Source organism: Pseudomonas sp. UBT, from assembly GCF_050915955.1.
Taxonomy (GTDB): domain Bacteria; phylum Pseudomonadota; class Gammaproteobacteria; order Pseudomonadales; family Pseudomonadaceae; genus Aquipseudomonas; species Aquipseudomonas antarctica_A.
Genome location: NZ_CP168080.1, coordinates 269593 through 280662, shown reverse-complemented (window position 1 = coordinate 280662; position 11070 = coordinate 269593). Strand labels below are relative to the sequence as shown.

At 60.2% G+C, this 11070-nt stretch carries 12 protein-coding genes; 2 read left to right on the top strand and 10 right to left on the bottom strand.

Annotated features, from left to right (window positions below; genetic code table 11):
• Positions 1–207: 207 nt before the first annotated feature.
• Complete coding sequence (map, locus tag ACDZ94_RS24285; RefSeq protein ID WP_064452165.1) at positions 208–963, bottom strand: type I methionyl aminopeptidase; 756 nt, start codon at positions 961–963, stop codon at positions 208–210.
• Positions 963–1163, bottom strand: coding sequence for a ParD-like family protein (locus ACDZ94_RS24280; protein WP_003190946.1), 201 nt, complete (start codon positions 1161–1163; stop codon positions 963–965). The genes map and ACDZ94_RS24280 overlap by 1 nt, the downstream gene beginning before the upstream one ends.
• A gap of 273 nt (positions 1164–1436) precedes the next feature.
• Between ACDZ94_RS24280 and ilvA the strand changes: the two genes are divergently transcribed.
• On the top strand, positions 1437–2459 hold the full coding sequence (ilvA, locus tag ACDZ94_RS24275; protein ID WP_432751563.1) for a threonine ammonia-lyase, biosynthetic: 1023 nt from the start codon (positions 1437–1439) through the stop codon (positions 2457–2459).
• Between the two features lie 222 nt (positions 2460–2681).
• Entirely contained in the window at positions 2682–2951 is a 270-nt protein-coding gene (locus ACDZ94_RS24270) for a DUF1652 domain-containing protein (RefSeq protein WP_064452166.1), read from the top strand.
• An 80-nt stretch (positions 2952–3031) separates the two neighbouring features.
• Here the strand turns inward: ACDZ94_RS24270 and ACDZ94_RS24265 are convergent, their stop codons facing one another.
• The 8 genes from ACDZ94_RS24265 to ACDZ94_RS24230 all read right to left on the bottom strand — a co-directional run bounded on the left by ACDZ94_RS24265 (position 3032) and on the right by ACDZ94_RS24230 (position 11014).
• Entirely contained in the window at positions 3032–3289 is a 258-nt protein-coding gene (locus tag ACDZ94_RS24265; RefSeq protein WP_064452167.1) for a DUF2790 domain-containing protein, read from the bottom strand.
• A gap of 301 nt (positions 3290–3590) precedes the next feature.
• Positions 3591–3860, bottom strand: a complete 270-nt coding sequence (locus ACDZ94_RS24260; RefSeq protein WP_262667769.1) for a DUF2790 domain-containing protein — start codon at positions 3858–3860, stop codon at positions 3591–3593.
• A 157-nt stretch (positions 3861–4017) separates the two neighbouring features.
• Positions 4018–4956, bottom strand: a complete 939-nt coding sequence (locus ACDZ94_RS24255; protein WP_064452169.1) for a carbohydrate kinase family protein — start codon at positions 4954–4956, stop codon at positions 4018–4020.
• Positions 4957–4968: 12 nt separating this feature from the next.
• Complete coding sequence (gene xylB, locus ACDZ94_RS24250; RefSeq protein ID WP_432751562.1) at positions 4969–6450, bottom strand: xylulokinase; 1482 nt, start codon at positions 6448–6450, stop codon at positions 4969–4971.
• A gap of 148 nt (positions 6451–6598) precedes the next feature.
• Positions 6599–8080: a mannitol dehydrogenase family protein gene (locus ACDZ94_RS24245; protein WP_432751561.1), complete on the bottom strand. Its 1482-nt coding sequence runs from the start codon at positions 8078–8080 to the stop codon at positions 6599–6601.
• Between the two features lie 16 nt (positions 8081–8096).
• Positions 8097–9200, bottom strand: a complete 1104-nt coding sequence (locus tag ACDZ94_RS24240; RefSeq protein ID WP_064452172.1) for an ABC transporter ATP-binding protein — start codon at positions 9198–9200, stop codon at positions 8097–8099.
• Between the two features lie 46 nt (positions 9201–9246).
• Positions 9247–10077: a carbohydrate ABC transporter permease gene (locus tag ACDZ94_RS24235; protein WP_016968929.1), complete on the bottom strand. Its 831-nt coding sequence runs from the start codon at positions 10075–10077 to the stop codon at positions 9247–9249.
• Positions 10078–10087: 10 nt separating this feature from the next.
• Entirely contained in the window at positions 10088–11014 is a 927-nt protein-coding gene (locus ACDZ94_RS24230; RefSeq protein WP_432751560.1) for a carbohydrate ABC transporter permease, read from the bottom strand.
• Positions 11015–11070 lie beyond the last annotated feature (56 nt).

Here is an 11070-nt window from a genome sequence, read left to right as displayed (position 1 = left end):
TTTCCAAAGTGACCCGCCGTAAGGGCGGAACCCATATCAGCCGTTACCCAAACAACGGATATGCACTCAGCGCCCCCCGACAACCACAGCACTCAACCCGTAAAAAAGATAGGTAGATACCTAGGCTGCGATGGCATCACCGCAGAACGTCTGAAACACCGCGCCGCCTGTATCGCAGGCAAGCCAGCTCTCACACGTGTGTGCCGTTCAGACGGCTGGCTGCAGGGTCAGTATTTCGAATCCCGAGGCTGTCACTGCTACCGTGTGTTCCCACTGCGCTGAGAGACTGTTGTCCTTGGTCACCACTGTCCAGCCGTCTTTGAGGCTGCGCACTTTGGCGCTGCCCTGGTTGAGCATGGGCTCAATGGTAAAGACCATGCCTTCGCGCAGTTCGAGCCCGGTGCCAGGCCGACCGAAGTGCAGGATCTGCGGTTCTTCGTGCATTTCACGGCCGATACCATGGCCGCAATATTCACGCACGACGCTGTAGCCGTTGGCCTGCGCATGGCTCTGGATCGCATGGCCGATATCTCCCAGGCGGGCGCCGGGCCGAACCTGGCGAATGCCGGCCCACATCGCCTCGAAGGTCTTTTCCACCAGCCGCTGCGCTTTGGGCGCCACGTTGCCGATCATGTACATCTTGCTGGAGTCGGCGATAAAGCCGCCTTTTTCCAGGGTAATGTCGATGTTGATGATATCGCCGTCCTTGAGGATTTCCTTGGCGCTCGGCATGCCATGGCACACTACCTCATTGATCGAGGTGTTGATGCAAAACGGGTAGTCGTATTGCCCGAGGCTCGCCGGGCGGGCGTTCAAGTCATTGCGGATGAAGGCTTCGACAGCGCTGTCCAGCTCCAAAGTGGAGCGTCCGGCGGCGACAAACCCGTCGAGCATGGTGAACACCTGGGCCAGCAGGCGCCCGGATTCGCGCATGACGGCCAGTTGAGCGGCAGTCTTGATCATCAGCTGCGCCCCCGGATCAGGTCGGGTTTGTCCAACAACAGCTTGTTGATCAGCTCGTTGTAGGGCAGGTGCGGGTTGAGTTCGGCGAGCAGGCCAATCTTGATCCAGAACTCGGCCTGGGCGTTGATGGAGCGGTCCATGGCGGCGCTGGCCAGGCGCAGTTGTTCGTGCAGTTGGTCGGTGATCTTGACGATGCCCATGAGGTTCACTGTGCTATGTGGATATACAAAGCGTATACGTTTCGTATATCCCTCGTAAACCCCGGCGCGCTGAAAGGTGGTTGAGCATTGACTTGCCCGGTAATCGCCGGTTAATTTCGTTGCATGACTTTTCAAGCCTTCCGCAGCCAGCCAAGCATTATTACCGCCATTCCTCATTTGGCGGGATAGCGCACGGCTGCACCCAAACCCGCCCTAGAGGCGGGTTTTGTTTTTCCGTCTCCAGTGCCCTTTACAAAATGCCAGGAGACACCCATGAGCACCTGCACAGCGACCCACTCCGCCGACCCTGGACTGCTTGAGCACTACGTGAAAAAGATCCTCGCCGCCCCGGTCTATGACCTGGCGGTGCGTACCCCGCTGCAACTGGCTCCTGCGCTGTCGATGTTGCTCGGCAACCAGGTATTGCTCAAGCGCGAAGACCTGCAACCGACTTTTTCCTTCAAGATTCGTGGCGCCTACAACAAGCTCGTGCAGCTTACGCCTGAGCAAAAAGCCCGCGGTGTCGTGACGGCATCGGCCGGTAACCATGCGCAAGGCGTGGCGCTGGCGGCGCGGGAGTTGGGGATCAAGGCCCGTATCGTCATGCCGTGCAGCACACCGGAGTTGAAGGTGCTGGGTGTACGCTCGCGGGGTGCCGAAGCGGTGTTGTATGGGGAGAGCTTTCCGTTTGCCCTGGCCCATGCGTTGCAATTGGCCGAGAGCTCGGGGTGCACGTTTGTCTCGCCTTTTGACGACCCGGACGTGATCGCTGGCCAAGGCACCGTGGCAATGGAAATCTTGCGCCAGCAACAGGGACCGCTGGACGCGATCTTTGTGCCGGTGGGCGGCGGTGGCCTGATTGCCGGGATTGCCGCTTACGTGAAATACCTGCGCCCGGAGGTACGCATCATCGGCGTCGAGCCCAAAGGCTCCAGTTGCCTGTTGGCGGCCCTGCGCGCCGGTGAGCGAGTGGTGCTGCCGAGTGTCGACGGGTTTGCCGATGGCACCGCAGTGGCGCAGATCGGCGCCTTTGGTTTTGAAATCTGCCGTGACTGGGTGGATGAGGTCGTCACCGTCAGCAACGACGAATTGTGCAGTGCCATCAAATTGATCTACGACGACACGCGCTCCATCACCGAGCCCTCTGGCGCGCTGGCGGTAGCAGGCATTCGCCGCTATGTCGGCCAAAAAGGCGTGCGCGGGCAGACCCTGGTGGCGGTGAATTCCGGTGCCAATATCAACTTTGATAGTTTGCGACATGTTGCTGAAAGAGTGGCGGCGCAAGGTGCAAGTTAGTGCATAAACGTTTAATCGACGCTGTTCGGCGATGATTCGCGCTGCGTAAACTGAGTTATATAAATGGGCCTGCCGCTTATGAGGAAAAGTTACAACAAGAGTCGATTTTGCCGAGTACGCTGATGAAGGTAAGCGCCTTCCAGGGTCGGTAAGGCGCGGCAGGCAAGCGTCTGCCGGATACACAATAATCTGTTGGCAGTCTCATAAAAGGAGAGGTTGGCCATGCTTTCGGAATTAGAACTTCGCAGCATTATTGAAGGAAGTTTCCTGCCCAAACGGTGCGAATGCACCAAAGCCGAAGATGCTTCGCTGACGATCAGGGTCTATGACGACCGTGACCGCGACCGAGTGGATTTGGAAGTCAAAGGCATAAACGCCGATAAACTCGACAGCAGTCGAGCCATTTGCAACCTCATCAGCGGGTTGCGCGAAGACCTCAAGCACACCCATGCACCCGCTCTGCAAAGAGTCGGAGCGCGCGGCTATTACTAGGTGGTAGTTTGAGGTTGAGTCACCGAAGACCTGTGGGCCTGGATAAACGCCAGGCCCAATACGGGTTTTTTCGCCGCATTTCAGCTCTGAAACAGGCAAGCCTGGGACATCTTCGGGTAGCTCACGTAGTGCACTTCGCCGGCCTTGTCCACGAACTTGATTGATGCATTGATCACCTGGCATTCAGTGACCTGAGGCTCGGTCATGGCAATTACTTTTTGAACGTCCATGGTCTTGCCGTAGTGATAAGGCACCGGTTGCTCATTGGCTTGGGTGAACGCCGATACGGCGGCCAGCGCCAAGGTGCTGGCGAGGGTAACCAGGGTTTGTGTTTTCATCAGTGTTCTCTTCCACAGTGGTCTGTTCATCGACGTGATGAACGGGAGGCCCGACCCGGGTAACAGCAGAGGCTGCCAGGGGCGGTAGGACGCACTGTTGTTTACCGATATTAACTATGGATTAACGTAACGATTGGCAGACAGGTCCTACATGCCATTCAGTTTTTTCTTGGCGGGTAGCCGAAAATACCCACGTATTTGTAGGAGATCTGCTCGTTTGAGTGAAGTGGCGCAGGCCCGCCCCGGCTCTTTTCAGGGGCCGGGTGGCGGAGCGCCGTTAAAGGAGAGCGTCGCTACCGTCTCAATTCTGAAAATCGCAGGCTTCGGACATCTTCCGATAGCCCACATCTTCGATTTTGCCGGCTTTATCGACGAACTTGATATCAGCGTTGATGACCTTGCACACATTAGTGTCGGTCTCGTGCATGGCAATCACTTTGTCGATGTTCAAGGGCATGCCGTATTGATAAGGCACTGGCTTGCTGGCAGCCGTCTGGGTGTCGGCCTGGGCCATGCCCGAGACCGCTGCCAGGGCCAAGGTGCCGGTAAAAACTAAAGTACGCAGTTTCATGAGGGTTCTCCGCAAGTCGTTCGCGGGCGCATCAACACGATGCACCGGCGGCCGCACGGGCCCGGGGGCGGTGAGTGCGGTCAACTTCACGATCGGCTGGCGGGATTAACCTTGGATTAATTGTGGCCTAACTGACAAAACCTTCATGAACGTGTGTTCAGCCGAGCTGTTTTCGATACGGCAAGTCCGGCCCGGTCTTGCTGCAGGTCAACGCCGCGGCGCGGATCGCAAAGCCCAGCATACTGTCGATCTGCGCACGTGTGAGCTGGTGCAGGCCTTGCACCGAATCCAGCTGCTGCTCGGTCAACCAGGCAATCAACGCCGCCTGGAAGGTGTCCCCGGCCCCGACCGTATCGGCCATCACCACGTTGACCGCCGGAGCAGACCATGTGCCGTGCTGGCGGCTGAACACCGTAGCGCCTTCGCCGCCACGGGTGAGGAACACCAGTTGGCAGCGGTGTTGCAGCCAGCCTTGCAGGACACTTTCCGGCGATTGATCGGGGTAGAGCAGGTGCAAGTCTTCATCGCTGACTTTGATCAGGTCGGCGTGCTTGACCAGTTCGGCCACGCGGTCACGCCACAGCTGGATATCCGGCTGCGGGTTCAGCCGTACGTTGGGATCGAGGCTGATCAGGCGCTTGCCGCTTTCGCGCTTGACCAGGCTCAGCAACGTGTCACCAATCGGCTGCACCACCAGCGAAAACGAGCCGATATGCACCCCGCGAATCTCGTCGCCTAGTGTGGGCAGGTGCGCGACCTCCAGCTGGCGGTCAGCGCAGCCTTCGCCGCGAAAGCTGTATTGCGGCGTGCCATTGGCACCCACGGCGACCATCGCCAGTGTGGTCGGCGCGGCGAACTCCACCAGGAATTGCTCACTCACCCCTTCGTCCCTGAGCACTTGCAGCAAGCGGCGCCCGAGGAAGTCGGTGGACAAACCGCCGAACAGCCCGGCCTCGATACCCAGGCGGCGCAAACCCACGGCCACGTTGAACGGCGAACCGCCGGCAATCGCTTTGTAATTGACCTTGGAGGCCTGCCCGCTGGCATCCTCTTCACTGAAAAAATCGAACAGCGCTTCGCCACACACCAGATACATAGTCGTTCGCTCTTAAAGGGTTGCCACGAGCTGTTGATAGCGCTCGTAGGCGTGTTGATAGGCGCTTACATTGTCGGCCGACGGCAGCGTGCGGCTGGCCGGATCGACGCTTACGCATTTGTCGCACAGGCTGGCCAGGGGCTCGCCGGATTGGCTCCAGGCTGCCTGGATCGCCGCGCCCAGGGCCGCCGCTTCACTTTGTTCAGTGCAGACCACTTCGGTGTTCATGATATCGGCAACCATCTGGCGCCACACCGGGCTTTTCGAGCCGCCGCCGATCAGGCGGATGCTCTGGCCTTGCAGGCCGGTCTGGCGCAGCAGGTCCAGGCCATAACGCAGGCCAAAGGTAGTGCCCTCGACCACCGCGCGGCACAGGTTGGCGCGGGTCAGATTGGTCATGGTCAGGCCGTGCACACTGCCGGTGGCGTGGGGCAGGGCGGGCACACGTTCGCCGTTGAGGAAGGGCAGCATGCTCACGCCATCGGCGCCGATCGGCGCTTGGGCGACCAACGCGTTGAACGCCGCCAGGTCCAGCTCGAACAGCTCGCGAATCACCCCGGTAGCGTTGGTCAGGTTCATGGTGCAGATCAAGGGCAGCCAACCGCCGCTGGAGGAGCAGAAGGTCGCGACCGAGGCTTGCGGGCTCACATTCGGCTGGTCGGCAAACGCATACACGGTGCCGGATGAGCCCAGGCTCATGGTGATGACACCGGGGGCGATATTGCCCGTGCCGATGGCGCCCATCATATTGTCGCCGCCACCGCTGGAGACGACGGCGTTGGGGTTGATGCCCAGGCGTTCGGCGATGGCGGGCAGAATCGTGCCCACCGCTTGATGTGCTTCGATCAAGGCCGGCAGCGCCGCTTCCAGGCGGCCGCTCGGGTCGATGTGTTTGAGCAGTGCCACATCCCATTCACGGGTGCGCACGTTGAAGTAGCCGGTGCCTGATGCATCGCCGTACTCCGCGACGGCACGGCCGGTCAGCCAGTAGTTGAGGTAGTCGTGGGGCAGCAGGACATGGGCGATGCGGGCGAACACGTCCGGGTGTTGTTCGCGGGTCCAGAGCAGTTTCGACACGGTGTAACCCGGTGCAATCGCCACGCCGAGGCGTTCCAGCGAGCCATTCTCGCCACCCAGATACGCCAGCAGGCGGTCGTTTTCCGGCGCGCTTTCGGTATCGCACCAGAGTTTGGCCGGGCGCAGCACCTGGCCTTGGTCATCCAGCAAAACCAGGCCGTGTTGCTGGCCGGAGACGCCGATGCCGAGGATGTCCTGGCCATCCACACCTGCCTGTTGCAGAGCACGGTGGGTGGCCTCGGTGAAGGCGTCCAGCCATTCCTGGGTGTGCTGTTCGCGACGGCCATTGGCGCCGCTGATCAGCGTATGCGCGGCGGCGCCCAGGCCCAGCACCTTGCCGCTGGAAGCGTCGAGGACGATGGCCTTGGTACCTTGGGTGCCACAGTCGATGCCGAGGTAGAGGTTTTGCTGGGTCATGGTGGAGTGCTCAGCAGTATTGTTGGATTGAAAATGTGATCAATGTGGGAGCGGGCTTGCTCGCGAAAGCGGTGAGTCAGTGAAGAATAAATTGACTGAAACACCGCATTCGCGAGCAAGCCCGCTCCCACATTTTGATCCGGTTCAGTCAGTTAATCTTGGCGAGCAGACCTTCCAAGGTCTTCGTCACGCCCTGATCTCGAAGGCTTTGATAACACCGCTCGAACGCTGCCACAAACTCCGCTGACTTGGGAATAGCCGTGCCAAAAATCTCCTCAACACCCAGTAACCGTTGGCTGATCAGTGCCTCATCACTGACCAGGCCCTGGCAGAACTGTGCGCGCGGGTCCGGAATCGTGTAGGCCACGCCATTCTCATCGACACCTTTGAGGTACAACGCCCAAGCGGCCACAACCAGTGCGGCACGCTCCGTCTCGCGCCCGTCCGCGATCAAACGATTGATGGTTGGCACAGTGAATTTCGGAAACTTCGACGAGCCATCGGAACACACGCGCTCCAACTGGTCGGCAATTGCCTGGTTGGAGAAACGATCCACCAGGGTTTGCTTGTACGCCGTCAGGTCGATGCCCGGCACCGGCGCCAGGTTCGGTGTGACGTCCAGGTCCATGTAGGCACGCATGTAGGCGACAAACACCGGGTCATTCATGGTTTCGTGAACAAACCGGTAACCCTTCAGAAAACCCAGGTAGGTCAGGGCCAGGTGGCTGCCATTGAGCAGGCCGATCTTCATCTCTTCGTAGGGCGTGACGTCGTCGGTGAACTGCACGCCGACTGTTTCCCAGGCCGGGCGACCGTTGACGAATTTGTCTTCCAGCACCCACTGCACAAAGGGTTCGCACACCACTGGCCAGGCATCGTCGATGCCGTGGTCATCATGCAACTGCAGACGGTGGGCGGTGCTGGTCATGGGCGTGATGCGGTCGACCATGGCGTTCGGGAAGCTCACGTTGGCCTTGATCCAGTCATGCAGCTCGGCGTTGTGCAGGGCAGCAAAGGCCAGCAGTGCCTTGCGCGTGACGCCGCCATTGTGCGGCAGGTTATCGCAGGACATTACGGTGAACGCCGCAGTGCCGGCCGCACGGCGCTGGGTTAGCGCCGCGCAGATAAAGCCGAACACGGTTTTCGGTGACTCAGGGTGCGCCAGGTCGTGCTGGATCTGCGGCAGGTGGGCCATGAATTCGCCGTTGCTGTCGTCGATGCAGTAGCCGCCTTCGGTGATGGTCAGCGAGACGATGCGAATCTCGGGGCTGGCCAGCTTGTCGATCAGTGCTTGAGCGCCGTCTTCGGCCAGCAGCATGTCGCTGATGGCGCCGATCACGCGCACCTCGGTGTCGTCGGTATCGCCCAGCTCATACAAGGTGAACAGGTAATCCTGGCCGGCCAGGTCGTCGCGAGCCTTGCGGTCCTCGGCACGCAGGCCGATGCCGCAGATGCTCCAGTCAAGGCCAGCGCCGGTATTCATCAAGGCATCGGTGTAATACGCCTGGTGTGCGCGGTGGAAACCACCGACGCCGATATGCGCGATACCCTGCGTAGTGCTGGCAATCGCGTAGGCCGGAATTTTTACTTCCGGCGCCAGTTGGGTGAGGTTCTGTTTATTCAGTTTCATCACAAATCTCGCGAAATCAGGCGGCAGCGCGCAGTGGTCGGGCCACGGCCACGCCGTCGGTGTCGAACAGATGGCAGTGCGCCGGGTCCAGGTGCAGGTGCAGCGTTTCGCCATATTGGCTGGCCATGTCGCCGCGAATCCGCATCGTCAACGGCTCGCCGTTGGCAGTGATGACGTGGCAGAAAGTGTCGCTGCCCAGGCGTTCGCCGACGTCGGCAGTGACGGTCAGCGTGGTTTGGCCGGGCGAGGCAATTTCCAGGTGTTCCGGGCGAATGCCCAGGGTCACCGCGCTGCCCACGCTCAAGCTGGCACCACTGAGCGGCAGGCTGATCCGGGTGCCGGCGTCCAGCTGTACTTCGCAGCCCTGGCCCTCAACGCGGGTGACCTTGCCCTTGAGGAAGCCCATTTTCGGCGTGCCAAGAAAACCCGCCACAAACAGGTTGGCCGGCTGGTGGTACAGCTCCAGCGGCGAGCCGACTTGTTCGATACGGCCACTGTTCAGCACGACGACTTTGTCCGCCAGGGTCATGGCCTCGACCTGGTCGTGGGTCACGTAGATCATGGTCGCCTGCAGTTCTTTATGCAGGCGCGCCAGTTCCAGGCGCATCTGCACGCGCAGGGCGGCGTCGAGGTTGGACAGCGGTTCGTCGAACAGAAAGATCTTCGGGTTACGCACAATCGCGCGGCCGATGGCCACCCGCTGACGCTGGCCGCCGGACAGCTGCTTGGGCTTGCGCTCCAGCAACGGGCCGAGTTCGAGGATGCGCGCCGCTTCGCTGACTTTGCTTTCCACCAGCTTCTTGTCCACGCCGGCCAGGTCGAGGGCAAACGACATGTTCTTGCGCACGCTCATATGCGGGTACAACGCGTAGGTCTGGAACACCATCGCCAGGTCGCGCTTGGCCGGGGTAACTTCGGTGATGTCGCGGCCATCGAGTTCGATGGTGCCTTCGGTGACTTCTTCAAGGCCCGCGATCAAACGCAGCAGGGTGGATTTACCGCAGCCGGACGGGCCGACAAAGACCACGAATTCCTTGTCGTTCACTTCCAGGTCAATGCCCTTGATGATGGAAAAGCCTTCGAAGCCTTTTTGCAGATTCTTGATTTTCAGGTTGGCCATGGGATGGGCCTCCACGTCTAAATTCGTTTTTGTTAGAGAGCAGCCGTTATTTCACGGCGCCGAAGGACAAACCGCGCACCAGCTGTTTCTGGCTGATCCAGCCAAAAATCAGGATCGGCGCACAGGCCAGGGTCGAGACGGCAGACAATTTGGCCCAGAACAAACCTTCGGGGCTGGAGTAGGAGGCGATCAGTGCGGTCAGTGGCGCGGCGTTGGACGAGGTCAGGTTCAACGACCAGAACGCCTCGTTCCAGCACAGGATCAGCGACAGCAACACGGTGGAAGCCAGGCCACCCTTGGCAATCGGCAGCAGCACGCGGACCATTTCCTGCCACAGCGTGGCACCATCCAGGCGGGCGGCTTCGAGGATGTCTTTGGGGATGTCCTTGAAGTAGGTGTAAACCATCCACACCACAATCGGCAGGTTGATCAGGGTGTAGATGATGATCAGCGCAATGCGCGTATCGAGCAGGCCAAAGCTCTTGGCCAGCAGGTAGATCGGCATCAGTACGCCCACCGGCGGCAGCATCTTGGTCGACAGCATCCACAGCAGCGTGCCCTTGGTGCGCTGGGTTTCGTAGAACGCCATGGAGTAGGCGGCCGGCACCGAGATCAGCAGGCACAGGGCAGTGGCGCTGAACGAAATCACCACCGAGTTCCAGGCGTAGGCGAAGTAGTTGCTGCGCTCGTTGATGTGCAGGTAGTTCTCCAGCGTCGGCGTGAAGATGAACTGCGGCGGCGTGGCGAACGCGTCGATTTCGGTCTTGAAACTGGTCAGTACCATCCAGAAGATCGGGAAGAAAATCAGGATCGCAATGGCCCAGGCCAGGGTGCCGAGCAGCAGGCTTTGCAGGCGGCGGGATTGTTGAAGCGTCATGGCGCGGCCCTCAAGGCTTGTCAGTCAGGTTTTTGCCGATCATCCGCACCAGGATGATCGCCGCGATATTGGCGATGACCACGGCAATCAAGCCGCCGGCCGAGGCCATGCCCACGTCGAACTGCACCAGCGCCTGGTTGTAGATCAGGTAGGCGAGGTTGGTCGAGGCGTAGCCGGGGCCACCGTTGGTGGTGGTGAAAATCTCGGCGAACACCGAGAGCAGGAAGATGGTTTCGATCATCACCACCACGGCAATCGGGCGGGCCAGGTGGGGCAAGGTCAGGTGCCAGAAGATCGCGATGGCACCGGCACCGTCCAGGCGTGCGGCTTCCTTTTGTTCCTGGTCGAGGGACTGCATGGCGGTCATCAACAGCAGAATGGCGAAGGGCAGCCATTGCCACGACACAATGATGATGATCGACAGCAACGGGTAGTGCGCCAGCCAGTCCACGGGCTCGGCGCCGAACAACTTCCACACGGCGGCGAGCACGCCCGACACCGGGTGGAAAATCAGGTTCTTCCAGATCAGCGCACCGACGGTGGGCATGATGAAGAACGGCGAAATCAATAACACCCGCACCACCCCGCGACAAAAAAACTCACTGGCCTCGAGCAGGGCACTGATCAGCACGCCGAACACCACGCTGATCAGCAGCACGCTGCCAACCAGCAACAGGGTATTGGTGGCGCCGGGCAGGAAGCCCGAGTCGGTGATGAAGTAGGTGAAGTTCTCCAGCCCCACGAATTGGTTTTCGCCGGGGTAGAGCAGGTTGTAGCGGATCAGCGAAAAGTACAGCGTCATGCCCAGCGGCACGATCATCCACAGCAGCAGCAAGGCCACCGAGGGGCTGACGAGGAACCAGCCGGGGTTGGCCAGGCGGCTTTTGCGCGGCTTTTCCTGCGTGGTGGTTTGCACTTGGGCAGTGTTGGTATTCATAGGGTCAGAACCAGTCAGGTACATGCAGAACGAGAGTCGAAGCGCGGTCAATGTGG